This is a genomic window from Curtobacterium sp. YR515, assembly GCF_900113095.1.
GTDB lineage: Bacteria > Actinomycetota > Actinomycetes > Actinomycetales > Microbacteriaceae > Curtobacterium.
On the sequence record NZ_FOOD01000003.1, the window covers coordinates 506463 to 525123 of the forward strand.

Genomic DNA, 18661 nt, shown 5'->3' on the forward strand with positions numbered 1-18661 from the left:
CGAACGCGGTGCGGAATGCACGTCGGCCGGGTGGCGTTGGCGACTGCATGAGCGACGCATCCGTGCACCTGTCCGTCCTCGACCTGGCGACCCGCGAGTACGGTCAGTCCAACACCGAAGCCCTGCAGGGCTCCATCGACATGGCGGTGCACGCCGAGAAGCTCGGCTACGAGCGCTTCTGGGTCGCCGAGCACCACGGCATGCCGGGGATCACGTCCTCCGCGCCGGCGGTGCTGCTCAGCGCCGTGGGTGCCGCGACGTCCACCATCCGGATCGGCTCCGGCGGCGTCATGCTCCCGAACCACGCGCCGCTCGTCATCGCCGAGCAGTTCGGCACGCTCCGCGCGCTCTACGGCGACCGGGTCGACCTCGGCCTCGGGCGTGCCCCGGGCACCGACGGCGCGACCGCGATGGCGCTGCGCCGGACCGACCGGCTCGACGTCGACGACTTCCCCGACCGGCTGGCCGACCTGATCGGCTTCTTCACCGGGATGGACCCCGCGAACCCCCTCGCCAGGATCCAAGCGGTGCCGGGCTACGGCGACGTGCCGGAGTTCTGGCTGCTCGGGTCCTCCGGGTACAGCGCGCAGGTCGCCGGTGCCCTCGGTGTCTCGTTCGCCTTCGCGCACCACTTCGCGTCGGACAACACCGAGGCCGCGCTCGCGCTCTACCGTGACTCCTTCCGGCCGTCGCGCTTCCGACAGACCCCGAACGCGCTGATCGGCGTGCAGGTCGTCACCGACGAGGACCCCGCCGTGATCGACGAGCAGAGTGCCCCGGGCATGATCTCGTTCATCCGGATGCGGCAGGGCGCGAAGCCCGAGCCGGTGTCCATGGAGGAGGCCCGCGCGTACGAGTTCAGCGACCTCGAGCGGCGGTTCATCCAGGCACGGACCGAGCGTCAGGCGTACGGCACCGCGGACGAGGTCGCGGCGAAGATCAACGCCCTCGTGGCGTCGACCGGGGCGAACGGCGTGATCGTCGCTCCTGGCGCGGCGCAGGCGCGGTACCGGCACCAGGCGCTCGACGTGGTGGCGGGGCTGCACGCGGAGGGGCGGCTCGTGGCTGCGGGGGAGGGCGCCGCGGTCTGACGCGCCCGCGGGCGCTTGCCCGCGGCCACTTCGTGAGCAGGAATGGTCGGGTCGCCGCACGCCACCCGACCATTTCTGCTCACGAACGCGCGAGCGCCCCCGGCCGACACCCCACGCAAGGCAGAAGGCCCTGGTTCCGGAGAACCAGGGCCTTCTTCGTACTGTCTCAACACAGTGTCGGGGTGACAGGATTTGAACCTGCGACCTCCTCGTCCCGAACGAGGCGCGCTACCAAGCTGCGCCACACCCCGCGGTGTGGTCACTCCGTACCGGAGCAACCCCAGAAGTCTATCCGATGATCGGGGGTGGTCGTGACCATCCGGCGAACTCCCGGGCGCGTCGTGTTCAGTCCGTGCGGGCGGTCAGGGTGACCACGACGGCCTCGGGTCGGCAGGCGAAGCGGACCGGCGCGTAGATCGACGTGCCCAGGCCCGCAGAGACCTCGAGCCACGACCAGTGCCCACGGTGCTGCCACTTGTGCAGCCCGCTGACGTACCGACGCGGCAGGTCGCAGTTCGTGACGAGGGCACCCACGCCGGGGACCTGGACCTGTCCGCCGTGGGTGTGCCCGGCGAAGATGACGTCGGCGCCCTGGGTGACGAAGGCGTCGAGCACCCGGCGGTACGGCGCGTGGGTGATGCCGAGGGCGACGGGGGAGGGGCCGTCCTCGTCCTCCGACCAGGGCACGTCGCCGCGCATCTCGTCGACGTTGGTCGGCAGCAGGTCGAGCCGGTCCCAGTCGCGGTGGGCGTCCGACGTCCCGAAGAGCTCGAACCGCGACCCGCGGAGTTCGATGGCGTGTGCCTGGTCGTTCACGTCCAGCCAGCCGAGGGACTCGAAGAACGCCGTCTGCCGGTCGATGTCGAGCTCGACCGGACGGGTGCCGTGCTTGTGGGTGCTCGGACCGCCGAAGTACTTGAGCGGGTTGCGCGGCGTCGGCCCGTAGAAGTCGTTCGACCCGTACGCGAACGCCCCGGGGACGCCGCGGAACGGCTCGAGCGCGTACTCCACCGCAGCGTTGGCCGTGGGGTGCCCGAGGTTGTCGCCGGTGTTGACGATGAAGTCGGGCTCGACGAGGCTCAGGTCACGCAGCCACTGCTGCTTGTCGGCCTGCCACGGCGCCATGTGGATGTCGGACAGGTGCAGCACGGTGACGTCGCGCGACCCCGGCGGGAGCACCGGGATGGTCTCCCACCGGATGCCGAACCGACGTCGCTCGACGAGCGTGCCCCAGGCCGCCGACGCGGCACCGAAGGCCGCGCCGGCTGCGATGACCCCCAGCGCAGCGCGACCGCGACTCACTTGCAGTCCTTGGGAGCCTTGCCGTTCTTGTCGCCGTAGAGGGTCAGCGTCACCGCGGAGTCCTTGCTCGCCGCGGCGTGCACGCCCGGGTCGACCGAGGCCACACGGCACGTCTTGCCGGCGCCGCCCTTGACGTACGAGTCGGAGATGCTCACGTTCGAGAACCCGAGCTCGTTGAGCTTCGATCGCGCCGTGTCCAGCGTTGCTCCCGCGATCGCGGGCATGACGATCTGCGAGCCGTCGGAGGTGTAGACGGTGACGCTCGAACCGCTCGAGAGCAGCGAGTTGGCCGACGGCGAGGTCGACGAGACGGTGCCGGCCTTCGCGGAGCCCGGCTGCGCGCCGCCGTCCACGTAGGTGAACCCGGCGCCGGCGATCGCGGCCTTCGCGTCGGCAGCGGTCTTGCCGGTCACGTCCGGGACGGCCTTCGCGTTGCCGCGCAGGGCCGAGGACGACGGGTCCGTGAAGGCACCGGCCGGGTACAGCGCGTTCATCGGGGTCTGCGCCTGCCGCCAGACGTCCGCACGGGCGCTCGCGTACGTGCCGCTGACACCGTTGCCGTAGTGACGGAGGTTGTTCTTGCCACCGTCGGTGTTGCCCTGCCAGTAGGCCGTGGCGACGCGGGTGCTCGACCCGACGAGCCAGATCTGGTCGGCGTCGTCGGTGGTGCCCGTCTTGCCGAACAGCTGGGTGCCGTCGTAGGTCTGGGCGCCGACCGCGGTACCGCCGGAGATCGTGCCCTTCATCGCGTAGACCGCGGTCTGCGCGACGGAGGGGTCGAGGACCTGCTTGCAGGCCTTCGGCTGGCCGCCGAGGCTCTTGCCCTCGGCGTTGGTGACGTTGTCGATCGCGATGGGCTCGCAGAAGGTGCCGTTGTTGGCGACGCCGGCGTACGCGGCGGCCATCGTCAGCGGCGCGATGTTGTTCGTGCCGAGGATGGACGACGGGTACGAGTTGAGCTCGGTCTTGTCGTCACCGGAGTGCACGCCGAGGTCCTGCGCGGTCTGCTTGATGTCGCAGAGGTCGAGCTTGGCGGCCATCGAGGCGAACGCTGCGTTCACCGACAGGGCGGTCGCACGGGCGACGGTGTAGTTGCCGTTCTCACCCGCGGAGTCGTTCTTCGGCGCCCAGTTCGTGTAGCTCGGTTCGCCACAGTGCTGCCAGACGGCGGTGTTGTGCGGCGTCCCGTTCACGGTCTCGTTGAGGCCGTGGCCGGCCTTGAGCCACTGCAGCAGCGTGAAGAGCTTGTAGGTCGACCCGACCTGGAAGCCGATGCCGCCGCCGTACTTCTTGTCGACGCTGTAGTTGATCGACGTCGACGTCGGCGGGGACTGCAGCGACTGGTCGTAGTCCTTGTTCTGCGCCATCGTCAGGATGCGACCCGTGCCGACCTCGACCGAGTCGAGCGCTGCGCCGAGCTTGAAGTTCGTCTCGGCCTTGTTGTCGTAGGTGTTGAGCACCTGCTTCTGCTGCGCGTTGGCGTCGATGTCGAGCGTCGTCTGGATCTTGTAGCCGCCGTTGCGCCAGGCGGCGTCGCGCTCCTTCTGGGTGGCGCCGAGCTGCGACATCTCCTTGACGACCTGCACGGCGTAGTCGCAGAAGAACTGCGAGCCGTCGCCGACCGAGGCCTTGCAGCCCTGGGACGGCTGCGTCAGGTGGACGTAGTCCTTCGGGTTCGACTTGACGGCTTCGTCGTACTCGGCCTTCGTCAGGTGCTTCTGCGCGTACATCGACTTGAGGATGACGTTGCGGCGAGCGACGTTGGCGTCGTAGTACTTCGGGTTCGACAGGTTGCGCGTGTTCGGCGACTGCACGATCGCGAGGATCGAGGCGGCCTCGGCCGGGGTCAGGTCGGTCGCGCTCTTGTTGTAGTAGTGCTGCGCGGCGGCCTGCACGCCGTAGGTCTGGTCGCCGAAGTACGCGATGTTGAGGTACCCGGTGAGGATCTCCTTGTGGGTGTACTTCTTCGCGAGCCCGATGGCGAGCTTCATCTCCTCGAGCTTGCGGGGGATGGTCTGCTCGACCGCGTCGTTGTACGCCTTGAGACGCTCTTCCGGAGTGGTGAGCTCGAGCGCCTGGTTCATCTTGATGTTGCGGACGAGCTGCATGGTCAGCGTCGACCCACCGCCCGACTCGCCGAGGCCGCCCGCGAGGGAGCCGACGCCCGCACGGACGAGCGAGGTCATGTCGACGCCGCCGTGGTCGTAGAAGCGCTTGTCCTCGCCGTCGATCGCCGCGTTCTTCAGCTGGTCGCTGATCTGGTCGAACTTCAGCTCCTGACGGTTCTGGTCGTAGACCGTCGCGAAGTGCACGCTCTTGCCGCCCTGGTACGCGTACAGCTCGTTGCGCTGCGGGAGGTCACCGATCTCGATGTACTCCGGCAGGGACTCGAACACGCCGATCGTCGACGTCGTCGTGACACCGGCGACCGCGATGGCCGGGGTGACACCGATCGTGACGAGCAGACCGGCGAGCACGCTGAAACCGACGAAACCGACGAAGGCGCCGACTGCAGAGACGGGCTTGGTCCGCGAGGCAGACGTCTTCTGGGCAGACATAGAATGCAGCCTAAACGACACCGCCGACTGAAAGGCTGGCAAGGATCTCCATGACTCGCTGGGAATACCTCACGACCCCGTTGATCATCCACAACACCACCGCCATCCTCAACAACTTCGGTGACGAGGGGTGGGAACTCGTCCAGGTCGTCACCGGCCCCGAGGGCGGACTCGTCGCCTACCTGAAGCGCCCGAAGGCCGACGCATGACCGTCGCGGACCGGCTCGCCGAGCTCGGGCTGACCCTGCCGGCGGTCGCGGCCCCCGTCGCGGCCTACGTGCCCGCCGTCGTCACCGGCCGGTACGTCTACACGGCCGGTCAGCTGCCGTTCGTGGACGGTTCGCTGCCGGTCACCGGCAAGGTGGGCGGCGCGGTCGACGCCGAGACCGCCACCGCCCAGGCGCGGGTGGCGGCACTCAACGCCCTCGCCGCCGTCGAGTCGGTCGCCGGTTCGCTCGAACGGGTCGCCCGGATCGTCAAGGTCACGGTGTTCGTCGCGTCCGACGCGTCCTTCACCGGGCAGCCGGGTGTCGCGAACGGCGCGTCGACGCTCGTCGGCGACGTGTTCGGCGACGCCGGCGTCCACGCGCGGAGCGCGGTGGGCGTCGCCGTGCTCCCGCTGGACGCGCCGGTCGAGGTGGAGCTGGTGGTGGAGCTCACCGACTGACGGACCGTCAGCAGCGCACGTCACGCGAGCCGCGCCTCCAGTCCGATCGGACAGGAGGCGCGGCTCGCGTCGTTCCTGCTACATGAGTTCCGAGATGGTCGCCATGATCGTCGGGTCCGCCAACGTGGTCGTGTCGCCGATGCGACGGCCCTCGGCCGCGTCGCGGAGCAGGCGACGCATGATCTTGCCGGAGCGTGTCTTCGGCAGCTCGGGCACGATCACCACCTGCCGGGGCTTCGCGATGGCGCCGATCCGCTTGCCCACCCAGTTCCGGAGCTCCGCGGCGGCCGACTCGCGGTCGACGTCGGCCGCCGCTTCCGACGTGAGGATGACGTAGGCGACGACCGCCTGCCCGGTCGTCTCGTCGGCGGCACCGACGACCGCGGCCTCGGCCACGCCCTCGTGCCCGACGAGGGCCGACTCGATCTCGGCCGTCGAGAGGCGGTGTCCCGACACGTTCATGACGTCGTCGACCCGACCCTGGATCCAGATGTCGCCCTGGCCGTCGAGCCGGGCGCCGTCGCCCGCGAAGTACCGACCGGGGAAGCGTGACCAGTAGGTCTCGACGAAGCGGTCCGGGTCACCCCAGATGCCGCGCGCCATCGACGGCCACGGCTCGGTGATGGTGAGGTAGCCGCTCTCGCCGGGGTCGGCGCGGTGGCCGTCGTCGTCGACGATCTCGGCGACGATGCCGGGCAGCGGTGTCTGGGCGGCACCGGGCTTGAGCTTCGTGACGCCGGGGAGCGCGGAGATCATGATGGCGCCGGTCTCGGTCTGCCACCACGTGTCGACGATGGGCGTGCGGTCGTGGCCGATGACCTGGCGGTACCAGTTCCACGCCTCGGGGTTGATCGGTTCGCCGACGCTGCCGAGCAGGCGGAGGGTCTCGAGGCTGCGGGACTCCGGGACCGCGCGGCCGGCCTTCATCGCAGCGCGGACCGCGGTCGGCGCGGTGTAGAGGACCGTGACGCCGTACGCGTCGACGATGTCCCACCAGCGGCCGGGCTTCGGCTCGTCCGGGGTGCCCTCGTAGAGCACCTGCGTGACGCCGTTCGCGAGGGGACCGTAGACGACGTAGGAGTGCCCGGTGATCCAGCCGATGTCGGCGGTGCACCAGTAGACGTCCTTCTCCGGGTGCATGTCGAACACGTTCTTGTGCGTGTACGCCGCCTGGGTCAGGTACCCGCCGGAGGTGTGCACGATGCCCTTCGGCTTCCCGGTCGTGCCCGAGGTGTAGAGGATGAAGAGGGGCGTCTCCGCGGGGAAGGCCTGCGCCTCGTGGGTGGGGTCCGCCTTCGCCAGTTCGTCGTGCCACCAGAGGTCACGCTCGTTCCAGGCGATGTCGTTGCCGCCGCGCTTGACGACGAGGACGTGCTCGACGCTGTCGGTGCCCTCGCCCTCGAGTGCCTCGTCGACCGCGGGCTTGAGCGCGGAGACCGCGCCACGGCGCCAGCCGCCGTCGGCCGTGACGACGAGCTTCGCGCCGGCGTCCTCGATGCGGGCGCGGAGGCTCTCGGCGCTGAAGCCACCGAACACGACCGAGTGCACGGCGCCGATGCGGGCGACGGCGAGCATCGTGACGACGGCCTCGGGGATGAGGGGGAGGTAGACGACGACGCGGTCGCCCTGCCCGACGCCGAGGTCGGTGAGCATGTTCGCGGCGCGCTGCACGTCGGCGGTCAGCTCGGCGTAGGTGATGCGTCGGGTGTCCCCGGGAGCGCCCTCGAAGTGGATCGCCACCCGGTCGCCGTTGCCCGCGCGGACGTGCCGGTCGAGGCAGTTCTCGGCGACGTTGAGCGTGCCGTCGGCGAACCACTTCGCGAACGGGGCTCCGGACCAGTCGAGGTTCTGGGTGAACGGCGTCCGCCAGTCGAGGAGCGCGCGGGACTGGTCCGCCCAGAACGCCTCGCGGTCGGCGGAGGCGGCCTCGTGCAGGTCCTCGTGCGCGACGGCGTCGGCGACGAACTCCGGCGACGGGGGGAACGTGGCGTCTCGGCCGGCGTCCGGGGTGTCCGGGCTGCCGGGGGCTCCGTCGTTGCGGGGGTCGGTCTGGGTCGGAGCGGACATCGATGTCCTTTCGCGTCGTTGCGGCAGGGGTGCAGTCGGAGACTACCCCTCGGCATGGGCGCGGGTCGGCGGGGGCGCGTGCGGCCGTGGCGGTCCTGTTCGCTCTGGGCGTGCACCGCGGCACGCCCAGAAGTCCATCCGGGGGTTGCTTCCGGAGGCCGATCATGGGGTACAGTAGTTCCCGCTGGACTCGTTTCCGGCGGCAACGGTTCGGATTCCCCCCAATCCACCGATGTCAAGGCGGCACCTGTTCCCCCCAACCGGTGCCGCCTCTTCTCGTTTCCGGGCCGGTTCGTGCCACGGTCGACCGCGCTCGGGGTCGGCGACACGCGTCGATCCGCGCGGGCATGCCGAAGCGTGGACAGACCTGTCCATGCTCCTGCATGGAACGGCGCATCGGTTTCTTCGACACGTGTTGCACAACCGGACTCGGCCCCGCTCGGTGGGCCGTGGCGTGCGGGTGTTCCGACGCAGGGACACCGAGTGGGGTACGGCATTGCGTGCCGGGGTACAAAACGGTCCGTTGCTCGCCGAGCGGGCAGCTCTCCACAGGAGGTGGAGCGGACCTCCGAGCGGCGACGGCCGTTCCCTACTCTCTGGTCGCATGCACCGACACCGTGCCGACGCCCCGTTCCTGCCCGGCGCCACGCGACCGATCCGGAGTCGGGACGTCGTCGCCGCCGAGTTCGAGGAGCTCGCCGCGCTCGTCGGCGACGCGGGCGTCACCGACGTCCTCGTGGTCGGCGGCCGCGGGACGTGGGTCGACCGGGGGCGCGGGCTCGAACGAGCCGGACCCGAGCTGCCCGAACGGCGGGTGCGGGAACTCGCGACCGAACTCGTGGCACGGGGCGGGCGGCACGTCGACGAGACCACGCCCTGCGTCGACGTACGCCACGGCGACGGCATCCGCGTGCACGTCGTGCTCGCACCCGTCTCCGTCGGCGGGACCGCGGTCTCGATCCGACTGCCCGCGCCGACCCGGCCGACCCTGCAGTCGCTCGAGGCGCTCGGAGCGTTCGCGCGCGTCCCTCGGTCGGTCCTCGAGCGAGCGGTCGACGAGCGCCGCAACGTGCTCGTCACCGGCGCGACCGGGAGCGGCAAGACCACCATGCTCGCCGCGATGCTGGCGGCCGTCCCGCCCGACGAGCGGATCGTCACCGTCGAGGACGTCGCCGAACTCCGGATCGACCACCCGCACGTCGTCACGCTCGAGGCCCGGCAGGCGAACGCCGAGGGCGCCGGCGCGCTCGGCCTCGACCGGCTCGTCCGCGAAGCGCTCCGCATGCGACCCGACCGCATCGTCGTCGGGGAGTGCCGGGGCGCCGAGGTCCGCGAGCTCCTCTCCGCCCTGAACACCGGGCACGACGGGGGAGCGGGGACGGTGCACGCCAACGGGATCGCCGACGTGGCGGCACGGCTCGAGGCACTCGGTGCGCTCGCCGGGCTCGGGCCGGAGGCGCTCGCCCGGCAGGCGGTCAGTGCGCTCGACCTGGTGGTGCACGTCGAGCGGCACGCCGGTCGGCGGCGGCTGGGCGCGGTGGGTGCGTTCCGCGTCGGTCCGGACGGGAGGCTCGTGGTCCGTCCGGTGGACCGGTCGCGGTGAGACGGTCGGTGCGCCCACGGCGCGCGGCGCTCGACCCAGCGGCGGCGGCCCGGACGCTGGACCGGGTCGCGACGCTCGTCGCCGCCGGCGTCCCGCCCACCCGGGCGTGGGCACTGGTGGGCGGCTTCCCGCAGGACGCCGGCCCCGCGTGGCAGGACGTCGCCGCCGTGCTCCGCGTCGCCGAACACACCGGGGCGCCGTCGGCGGGCACCGTCCGCGCACTCGCCGGAGCGCTCCGGCGGTCGGCGGCATCGGACCGCGCCGTCCTCGTGGCACTCGCCGGTCCGCGCGCGAGCGCCCGGGTGGTGCTCGCGCTGCCGCTGCTCGGGCTCGCGCTCGGGTCGACCTGGGGATCGGGTGCCGTCCAGGTACTCGTGGCGTCGCCGGTCGGCTGGGCCTGCGTCGTCCTCTCCACCGCGCTGGTCCTGCTGGGGCGGGCGTGGACCGCGCGCCTCGTCCGTGCGGCGACGCCCGACGGGCACCTGCCGGGCGTGCTGCTCGACGCGTGGGCGGTCGCGGTGTCGGGTGGTGGGTCGTGGGCGGACGGGGGAGCGGCCGTGCGGACCGCTTTCGCCGACCGACCGTGCCGTGCCGCGGACGGCGAACACCTCCGGGAGGTCCTCGCACTCGCGCAGCGTGCCGGGGTCCCGGCGGCGTCGCTCCTCCGCGCGGCTGCCGAGGACGTCCGCGACGACGTCGCCGCCGCGGGCCTCGCCGCCGCGGAACAGCTCGCGGTCCGACTCGTCCTGCCGCTCGGGGTGTGCGTGCTCCCCGCGTTCGTCCTCGTCGGGGTCGTCCCGGTGGTGGTCGGGGTCCTCTCCTCCACCGTCGTCGACGTCGGCTGATCCTCCACAGATCCGGTGACCGGTCCCGTGTCGAGGGCCGCCCGCGGCGAGGCTGGTCGCATCGCATCGCATCGCATCGCATCGCACCGCACCGCATCAGGAAGGACAGTCACATGACCGACTCACCCAGCACGCACCGCCAGCACCTCGGCGCCCGACTCCGGCGACGACTCGACGACGACCGGGGATCGGCGACGGCCGAGTACGCGGTCGTGATCCTCGCCGCCGTCGCGTTCGCCGGGGTCCTCGTCGCCGTGATGCGCTCCGGAGAAGTGCAGAGCATCCTCACGGAACTCGTCCGTGGTGCCCTGTCCCTCTGACCCGTACGCGGCTGACCCGCGCCCGGCGGCGGACGGGGAGCGCGGCACCGTGAGCGTCGAGTTCGCGGTCGTGCTCCCCGTCGTGGCCCTCGTCCTGACCTCGCTCGTCGCCGCGGTGCTCGTCGTCGACGGCCTCGGACGCCTCCAGCTCGCGGCGGCCACGGCGGCACGAGCGTTCGGTCGCGGGGACGACGACGCCGGGCGCGCCGCACTCGAGCACCTCGCACCCGGGGCCGGCATGACGGTGCACCGCGACGGTGGTGTCGTCTGCGTCCGGGCAGCACGAGGGGCCGCGGGGCCGTTCGACGCCGTCCCGCTCCGTGCCACCGGCTGCGCTGCGGAGGACGGACGGTGAACGAGCGCGGGTCCGCCACGGTCCTCCTCTCGGCGGTGGTCGGCATCGTCCTCGTCGTCCTGACGGCGGCGCTCGCCGGAGCCGGACTGCGCGTGGCCACGATCCGCGCCCAGGCCGCTGCCGACGCCTCGGCGCTCGCCGCCGCGGCGGCCCTCGTCGGGCTCGTCCCGGGCGAACCCTGCTCCGTCGCGACGCGCGTGGCGGCGCGGAACCAGGCAGCCGTCGACACCTGCGGGACGGCTGCCTCCGCCGCCCGGGTCCGGGTCGTCGTCGGCGGCGGACCGTTCGCCGTGGGCGCAGTCGCAGTCGCCGGTCCGGCGGACGACCAGCCCGAACACTATGTGTATGGTGTGCCTGTCGGCCCCCGGTCATCGGTGCCCCGGTCGACCCGGACGCGCTCGTCGTCCAGGGCCGACGCGCACCATCGATCAAGGAGACACGTGCCAGGCACGAAGAAGCTCGTCATCGTCGAGAGCCCCGCGAAGGCCAAGACGATCGCGCAATACCTCGGTGACGGATACGAGGTCCAGGCGTCCGTCGGACACATCCGGGACCTCGTCGAGCCCAAGAACCTGCCGGCGGAGCTCAAGAAGGGCTCGCTCGGCAAGTTCTCGGTGGACGTCGACAACGGCTTCGAGCCCTACTACGTCGTCTCGGACGCGAAGAAGAAGACCGTCTCCGAGCTGAAGCGTGCGCTCAAGGAAGCCGACGAGCTCTACCTCGCAACTGATGAGGACCGCGAAGGCGAGGCCATCGCGTGGCACCTGCTGCAGGTCCTCAAGCCCAAGGTGCCGGTCAAGCGCATGGTCTTCCACGAGATCACGAAGGAGGCGATCCAGCGCGCGCAGGAAGCCACCCGTGAGCTCGACACCGCGCTCGTCGACGCGCAGGAGACCCGCCGCATCCTCGACCGTCTCTACGGGTACGAGGTCTCGCCCGTGCTGTGGCGCAAGATCGGTCCGGGGCTCTCGGCCGGTCGCGTGCAGTCCGCTGCCACACGTCTCGTCGTCGACCGTGAGCGCGAACGCCTCGCGTTCGTGTCCGCCAACTACTGGGACCTCAGCGCGCGCTTCGAGAAGGAGGGCGACGCCGCCTTCACCGCTCGACTCGCGCGGGTCCAGGGGACCCGGGTCGCCTCCGGTCGTGACTTCGACGACCGCGGTGCCCTGAAGGGCGAGGCCGTCCGCCTCGACGAAGCCGCCGCGGCCGCGCTCACCACCGTGCTCGAGCGTGCCGGTGACGCCACCGTCCGCAGCGTCGAGTCGAAGCCCTACACGCGCCGCCCGGCAGCGCCGTTCACGACGTCGACCATGCAGCAGGAAGCGGCGCGCAAGCTCCGCCTCTCGCCGCGGCAGACCGCCCGTGCGGCGCAGACGCTGTACGAGAACGGCTACATCACCTACATCCGTACGGACTCGGTCAACCTGTCGAAGCAGGCGCTCGACGCCGCTCGCAAGCAGGCAGCGGACCTCTACGGCGCCGCGACCGTGCCGGACAAGCCGCGCGTCTACGCGAGCAAGAGCAAGAACGCGCAGGAAGCGCACGAGGCGATCCGCCCCGCCGGCGACACGTTCCGCACCCCGTCGCAGCTCGAGGGGACGCTGACCGGTGTCGAGTGGCGCCTCTACGACCTCATCTGGAAGCGCACCATCGCGTCGCAGATGGCGGACGCCAAGGGCTCCACTGCGTCGATCGTGCTCGGCATCTCCTCCGGGGAGTCCGTCGAGGGCATCCCGGCCACGGCGAACGGCACCGACGCCGAGTTCACGGCGTCCGGCACGGTCATCACCTTCCGCGGGTTCCTCAACGCCTACGAAGAGGGCAAGGACGAGGACCGCCACGAGTCCTCGGACCGCTCGGGCAACGACGTGGCGCTGCCGGACGTCAAGGAAGGCGAGCACCTCGCCGTCGACGACGTCGTCGCGAAGGGGCACGACACGACCCCTCCGCCGCGCTACACCGAGGCGAGCCTCATCAAGACGCTCGAAGACCTCGACATCGGTCGCCCGTCGACCTTCCCGACGATCAGTCCGACGATCATCGACCGCGGCTACGTGTCGCTGCGCGGGACCCAGCTCGTGCCGAACTGGATCGCGTTCAGCGTGGTCCGGCTGCTCGAGGAGTACTTCGGTGACCTCGTGCAGTACCAGTTCACGGCCGACATGGAAGCCGACCTCGACCGGATCGCGAACGGCGACGCCGACCGGGTCGACTGGCTCAAGGAGTTCTACTTCGGTGGTGGCGACCAGCGCGGGCTCCGCACGGTCATCGACAACCTCGGCGAGATCGATGCGCGCGAGATCAACTCCGTCGAACTGGCGCCGGGGCTGACCCTCCGCATCGGTCGCTACGGCCCCTACATCGAGGTGCCGAGCGACGACCCCGAGAAGCCCCGTCGCGTCAACGTGCCCGAGGACCTCGCTCCCGACGAGCTCACCGCCGAGAAGGCCCGCGAGCTCGTGGACGCCCCGGTGCTCGGTGACCGCGTCGTCGGCATCAACCCCGAGACCGGAAAAGAGGTCCTCGCGAAGGACGGCCGGTTCGGTCCGTACGTGACCGAGCGCACCCCGGAGCCGGAACCCGCGGTCGACGCCGCGACGGGCGAGGTGCTCGACGCGCAGGCCACGCCGGCCGCCGCCGAGGCGGAGCCCGCAGCGAAGACCACCGCGAAGGGTGCCGCGAAGAAGGCACCGGCGAAGAAGACCACGAAGAAGCCCGCGGCGCCCAAGGAGCGCACGGCGTCCCTCTTCAAGTCGATGGACCCGCAGACGGTCGACCTCGAGACGGCGCTGAAGCTGCTCGACCTGCCGCGGGTCGTCGGCAAGGACCCCGAGTCCGGCGACGACATCACCGCGCAGAACGGCCGCTACGGTCCGTACCTCAAGAAGGGCACGGACACCCGGACCCTGCCGGGCGAGGACGCGATCTTCGACATCGACCTCCCCGGTGCGCTCGAGCTCTTCGCCCAGCCCAAGTACGGCGGCCGCAGCTCGGCGAGCGCAGCGCTCAAGGAGTTCGACGCCGACCCGGTGTCCGGCAAGCCGATCAAGATGAAGGACGGCCGGTTCGGTCCGTACGTGACGGACGGCGAGACCAACGCGACGATCCCGCGCGGCGAGGACGTCGAGGCCGTCGACCACGCCCGCGCCGTGCAGCTCATCGCGGACAAGCGCGCCAAGGGACCGGTGAAGAAGAAGGCACCGGCGCGGAAGCCGGCGGCCAAGAAGAAGTGACCGGCCGGTTCATCACGCTCGAGGGCGGTGACGGTGCGGGCAAGACGACGCAGGCGGAGCTGCTGACCGCCTGGCTCGAGGAGCACGGCCGGACCGTGGTGCGCACCCGTGAACCGGGCGGCACCGACCTCGGCACGCGGATCCGCGAGATCGTCCTGCACGAGCGCGGCCACGTCGCGCCACGAGCCGAGGCCCTGCTCTACGCGGCCGATCGCGCGCACCACGTCGAGACCCTCGTCCGCCCCGCCATCGCTCGCGGCGACGTGGTGCTGCAGGACCGGTACATCGACTCCTCGGTGGCGTACCAGGGGGTCGCGCGCGGCCTCGGCGCCGAGCACATCCGTTCGGTGTCGGACTGGGCGTCGGACGGGCTCACGCCGGACCGCACGATCCTGCTCGACCTCGACGTCACCGTCGGGCGTGCGCGGGTGGCCGCGGCGCGCGGCGACACCTTCGACCGACTCGAGTCCGAGGCCGAGACGTTCCACGAGACGGTCCGCCAGGCGTTCCTCGACATGGCCGCCGCCGAGCCCGAGCGCTTCCTCGTCGTGGACGCGTCCGCCCCGGCCACGGACGTCCAGCGCGCGATCCGTGCCGCGGTCGCTCCACTGGTCGGGATCGTCGAGGGATGACGGTGGCGGCTGGCAGGATGATCCCGTGAGCGTGTGGGACGGCCTGACAGGGCAAGAGGAAGCGGTCGCGTCGCTCCGCAACGCGGCCGAGTCGCCCGACGGCACCGGTGGCATGACGCACTCGTGGCTGATCACCGGGCCTCCCGGCTCCGGCCGGTCGAACGTCGCGTCCGCCTTCGCCGCCGCACTCGTCGGGAACGGTCCGGACGACGACCACACGCTCCAGCAGATCACCGCGAAGACCCACCCGGACGTCTCGGTCCTGACCACGCAGCGGGTCATCATCACCATCGACGAGATCCGGCAGCTCGTCACGTCGTCGCACTACTCGCCCTCCGTCGGCCGGTACCGCGTGGTGATCATCGAGGACGCGGACCGCATGACGGAACGCACGTCGAACCTGCTCCTCAAGGCGCTCGAGGAACCGCCGGAGCGCACCGTGTGGATCCTCTGCGCCCCGAGCGAGGCCGACCTGCTGCCGACGATCCGGTCGCGCGTGCGGTCGGTCCGCCTCCGCGTGCCGGGCATCGAGTCCGTCGCAGACCTGCTCGTCGCCCGGACCGGTGTGGACCGCGTCCTCGCGATGGACGCCGCACGCCAGGCGCAGAGCCACATCGGCATGGCACAGCGTCTCGCCACCAGCGAGGACGCCCGCGACCGTCGACGCCGCACGCTCAGCACGGTGCTCGGCGTCCGGACCGTCGGCGACGCCGTGATGGCCGCCGCCGACCTGCTCGCCGTCGCCGACGAGGACGCCAAGGCGATCACGCAGCAGTGCGACGCCGAGGAACGTGACGCCGCGATGCGCTCGCTCGGGATCGAGCCCGGCGGCACGATCCCGCCGGCACTCCGTTCGCAGCTGCGCCTGCTCGAGGAAGACCAGAAGCGTCGGGCGACGCGGAGCCTCCGGGACGGGCTGGACCGGATCCTCGTTGATGTTTCGTCGCTGTACCGTGACCTGTTGCTGCTCGGGCTCGGGGCGCCGGCGGAACCGGTGAACCTCGCGATGCGGGAACAGCTCGACCACGCACTGCAGTCGGTGCCCCCGGCCGCTGCGCTCGAGGTGCTCGACGCCATCGCGCTCGCTCGGCAGCGCATCGCCGCGAACGTGGCGGCGCTCCTCGCGCTCGAGGCGCTGCTCGTCACCATCGCCCGCGCGCGCCGCTGACCCGCGCCCTGGGCGGGACCACCTGCCCGAGGTGCGACGCAGGACGCGCTCGCACCGCGCCTCCAGGCCGTCCGGAACCGCACCCTGTGACGTTCCCCATCCGCCCGCGCCCCCGCGCATGGGACAATCACCGCATGTCCGACGCAGAACCCGGCCTGCGCGAGCGGAAGCGCCGCGCCACCCGACTCGCGATCCAGCAGGCCGCGCTCCGCATCGCGATCGAGGAGGGGCTCGCGGCGGTGACGGTCGACGAGATCTCGCGGCGTGCGGACGTGTCGCCGCGGACGTTCTTCAACTACTTCCCGAACAAGGAAGGCGCGATCCTCGGCGACGATCCCACGCTGCCGGACGACGACACCCTCGCGGACTTCGTAGCCGGTGGACCGACGGGGGACCTGCTCGCCGACCTCGGGGCGTTGCTCGTGCACTCGACGCGCGAACTCATCGAGGAGCGTGGGCTGATCGAGGAGCGGCAGCAGGTGCTCCGCGCCGCGCCGGAGCTCTTCAGTCGGCGGATGGAGTCGATGAAGGAGTTCCAGGCGGCGATCGAGGGGGCCATCGTGGCGCGCTTCGCGGCGGCCGCGGACGGAGCTCCGGACGCCTCCGGCGAGCCCCCGGAGCGGCGTCGTCGGGCGCGGCTGGCATCGCTCGTGGCGCTGGCTGCGCTGCGGCACGCGTGGTGGGAGTGGTCGGACGCGGGGTCGGACACCCACCTCGTCGACGAGCTCGAACGGTCCTTCGCCGACCTCGACGCGCTCGTTTCGCGTTCGCTCGTCTGAACCTGTATAGTCGTGTCCCGTGCCGCTCCGGCAACGGAGCGTCCGCCGCCTTAGCTCAGTCGGCAGAGCGATTCACTCGTAATGAATAGGTCGTCGGTTCGATTCCGACAGGCGGCTCCGAGAAGCCCCGGTCAGACATTGTCTGACCGGGGCTTTCTGCTTCCCGACCCGGGCGCCGGGCCCGAGCCGGGCGCCGGGCGCCGGGCGCCGGGCCCGAGCCGGGCCGGGTGCCTGCGCGCCCGGCCCGACCCGGCCTCAGGGCAGGTAGTACGTCGGGTTCGGCAGCTTCACACTCCGGTCCGCCGACCCACCGAGCAGGTCGCTGTACTGGTCGCCGAAGTTCGCCACCACGTCGTACCGCCCACCCGAGCGCGACTCGATGTGCGCACGGGTCTGCGACTTGTACTCGACGGTGGTGCACTTCGCCGTGGCGCAGGTGATGTACGACGGCTGCTGCGAGGCCCCGGCGCCCGTCCACTTCGTGTAGTACGTCTGCGTCCCGCGCTGCGTCGCCGCGAACTGCGGGTACCCGACCTTCTGCAGGTTCTCGATCGTGGCGGCCTTCTGGTCGTCGTTGCGCCCGGTGAGCCCGATGATCGTGCAGCCGGAGCGCTGGGCGATCGACACGAGCGAGGTCATCGACGGGGTGGCGGGGAAGCGCTCGTCCTGCACCCACTCGTCCTGGCGGGCGGGATCGAACACGAAGTGCATGTCGGCGACCTCCATGTCGTAGGTCCACAGGGTGGTGTCGTCGGCGTCGAGCACGATGGCGGGGTTGCGGTGGAGCTTCCGGCCGACGGCGCACTGGGCGGCGACGACGGGAGCCTGCTTCCGAACGATGGACCGCATCTCGCGGATGTACGGGGAGTCGGTGCGGTTGGCGAAGCCGGTGCCGGGGTCGCCGTAGTACGTCGCGATGGTCGACTTCACGGAGTCGATGTTCGGGATGCCCTCGCCGCTCTGGGTGGCGCCGGAGGAGCCGTCGGCGGCCATGGTGAAGTGCGTGCGGGGCGTCAGGCGCGGCTCGGACACGCCGGGCAGGTCGGCCGAGGGCAGGTAGTAGGTCGGGTTCGGCAGCTTCACGGAGCGGTCGGCGTACCCGCCCTGCAGGTCGCTCCACTGGTCACCGACGTTGAGCGTGATGTCGTAGCCGAGGTCCCGCTCGATGTGCTTCCGCGTGAGCGCCTTGTACTCGACGGTCGTGCACTTCGCCGTGGCGCAGGTGATGTACGACGGCTGCTGGGACGTCCCGACTCCGGTCCACTTCGTGAAGAAGCGGTCCTGGGTGAACGCGGTGTAGCCGACCTTCGACAGGTTCTGGACGGTGGCGGCCTTCTGGTCGTCGTTCCGACCGGTGAGTCCGAAGACCGTGAACCCGAGCGACTGCGCCCGGTTCACGAAGCCGACCATCGACGGCGTCGCGGGGAAGCGCTCGTCCTGCACCCACTCGTCCTGGCGGGCCGGGTCGAACACGAAGTGCATGTCCGCGACCTCCATGTCGTAGGTCCACAGCGTCGTGTCGTCGGCGTCGAGGACGATCGCGGGCTTCTCGCCGCGACGGACCGCGGCGTCGTGGATGCGCTGCAGCTGGGCGCTCTGCCGGTCGACGATGGAACGCATCTCGCGGATGTAGGGGGAGTCGGTGCGGTTCGCGAGTCCGGTGCCGGGGTCGCCGTAGTACGTCGCGATGGTCTTCTTGACCGAGTCGATGTTCGGGATGCCCTCGCCGCCCTGGCTCGCGCCGGAGGAGCCGTCGGCCGCCATCGTGAACTGCGTCCGGGGCTGCAGCCCCGCGTCGGCCGAGTGTCCTGGCGGTGCCCAGCCGTGTCCGGGCGATCCCCAGCCGTGCGCGGTCGCCGGGGTGACACCGACGAGGGTCGAGGTGATGACGATGGCCGCGCTCGTGGCGACGACGGACAGGACGGATCGGCGCATGGAGGACCTGATCGCTTTCTGCTGGGGGAGCGGCCGTCGGACGCGACCGCGGGACCCCCGTTCAGGGGGTGCAGCAGCACGCTAGCTGGCAATCACCAGTGCAGTC

The 18661-nt window shown here is 71.1% G+C and carries 15 protein-coding genes and 2 tRNA genes; 12 read left to right on the forward strand and 5 right to left on the reverse strand.

The features are described from left to right. Positions 1-47 precede the first annotated feature (47 nt). Positions 48-1091 carry an LLM class flavin-dependent oxidoreductase gene (locus BM028_RS10570; protein ID WP_092386405.1) on the forward strand — a complete coding sequence of 348 codons (1044 nt, stop codon included), beginning with the start codon at positions 48-50 and terminating at the stop codon, positions 1089-1091. A gap of 177 nt (positions 1092-1268) precedes the next feature. Here BM028_RS10570 and BM028_RS10575 read toward each other — a convergent pair. From BM028_RS10575 to BM028_RS10585, 3 genes are all read right to left on the reverse strand, one after another. After that, positions 1269-1342, reverse strand: a tRNA-Pro gene (locus tag BM028_RS10575). Between the two features lie 94 nt (positions 1343-1436). Further along, the gene (locus BM028_RS10580) at positions 1437-2393 is read right to left on the reverse strand and encodes a metallophosphoesterase (RefSeq protein WP_092386407.1); all 957 of its coding nucleotides are present in this window, start codon (positions 2391-2393) and stop codon (positions 1437-1439) included. Then, a complete protein-coding gene (locus BM028_RS10585; RefSeq protein ID WP_092386409.1) occupies positions 2390-4951 on the reverse strand; it encodes a transglycosylase domain-containing protein in 2562 nt (853 codons plus the stop codon). The genes BM028_RS10580 and BM028_RS10585 overlap by 4 nt, the downstream gene beginning before the upstream one ends. 50 nt (positions 4952-5001) lie before the next feature. Between BM028_RS10585 and BM028_RS18525 the strand changes: the two genes are divergently transcribed. Both BM028_RS18525 and BM028_RS10590 read left to right on the forward strand, forming a co-directional pair. Further along, a complete protein-coding gene (locus tag BM028_RS18525; protein ID WP_022907077.1) occupies positions 5002-5160 on the forward strand; it encodes a Sp36 family protein in 159 nt (52 codons plus the stop codon). Then, complete coding sequence (locus BM028_RS10590; RefSeq protein WP_092386411.1) at positions 5157-5618, forward strand: RidA family protein; 462 nt, start codon at positions 5157-5159, stop codon at positions 5616-5618. Before BM028_RS18525 ends, BM028_RS10590 begins: the two co-directional genes overlap by 4 nt. Before the next feature lie 78 nt (positions 5619-5696). Here the strand turns inward: BM028_RS10590 and acs are convergent, their stop codons facing one another. Next, positions 5697-7685: an acetate--CoA ligase gene (gene acs, locus BM028_RS10595; protein ID WP_092386413.1), complete on the reverse strand. Its 1989-nt coding sequence runs from the start codon at positions 7683-7685 to the stop codon at positions 5697-5699. A gap of 604 nt (positions 7686-8289) precedes the next feature. On the opposite strand from acs, the gene BM028_RS10600 reads away from it, so the two are divergent. From BM028_RS10600 to BM028_RS10640, 9 genes are all read left to right on the forward strand, one after another. Continuing rightward, positions 8290-9288: a TadA family conjugal transfer-associated ATPase gene (locus BM028_RS10600; protein WP_092386415.1), complete on the forward strand. Its 999-nt coding sequence runs from the start codon at positions 8290-8292 to the stop codon at positions 9286-9288. Between the two features lie 8 nt (positions 9289-9296). After that, positions 9297-10133, forward strand: a complete 837-nt coding sequence (locus BM028_RS10605) for a type II secretion system F family protein (RefSeq protein WP_092386417.1) — start codon at positions 9297-9299, stop codon at positions 10131-10133. A gap of 113 nt (positions 10134-10246) precedes the next feature. After that, positions 10247-10453 carry a DUF4244 domain-containing protein gene (locus BM028_RS10610; protein WP_092386419.1) on the forward strand — a complete coding sequence of 69 codons (207 nt, stop codon included), beginning with the start codon at positions 10247-10249 and terminating at the stop codon, positions 10451-10453. A 49-nt stretch (positions 10454-10502) separates the two neighbouring features. Then, on the forward strand, positions 10503-10808 hold the full coding sequence (locus BM028_RS10615; RefSeq protein ID WP_092386421.1) for a TadE family type IV pilus minor pilin: 306 nt from the start codon (positions 10503-10505) through the stop codon (positions 10806-10808). 440 nt (positions 10809-11248) lie between these two features. Beyond that, on the forward strand, positions 11249-14041 hold the full coding sequence (gene topA / locus BM028_RS10620) for a type I DNA topoisomerase (protein WP_092386663.1): 2793 nt from the start codon (positions 11249-11251) through the stop codon (positions 14039-14041). Then, on the forward strand, positions 14038-14673 hold the full coding sequence (tmk, locus tag BM028_RS10625; protein WP_092386423.1) for a dTMP kinase: 636 nt from the start codon (positions 14038-14040) through the stop codon (positions 14671-14673). Before topA ends, tmk begins: the two co-directional genes overlap by 4 nt. Positions 14674-14698: 25 nt before the next feature. After that, the gene (locus BM028_RS10630) at positions 14699-15841 is read left to right on the forward strand and encodes a DNA polymerase III subunit delta' (protein ID WP_092386425.1); all 1143 of its coding nucleotides are present in this window, start codon (positions 14699-14701) and stop codon (positions 15839-15841) included. 134 nt (positions 15842-15975) lie between these two features. Then, complete coding sequence (locus BM028_RS10635) at positions 15976-16620, forward strand: TetR/AcrR family transcriptional regulator (protein WP_092386427.1); 645 nt, start codon at positions 15976-15978, stop codon at positions 16618-16620. Between the two features lie 44 nt (positions 16621-16664). Beyond that, positions 16665-16737 (forward strand) — tRNA-Thr (locus tag BM028_RS10640). A 138-nt stretch (positions 16738-16875) separates the two neighbouring features. On the opposite strand, the gene BM028_RS10645 is transcribed toward BM028_RS10640, so the two are convergent. After that, a complete protein-coding gene (locus tag BM028_RS10645) occupies positions 16876-18555 on the reverse strand; it encodes an HAD family acid phosphatase (RefSeq protein WP_092386429.1) in 1680 nt (559 codons plus the stop codon). Positions 18556-18661: the final 106 nt, after the last annotated feature.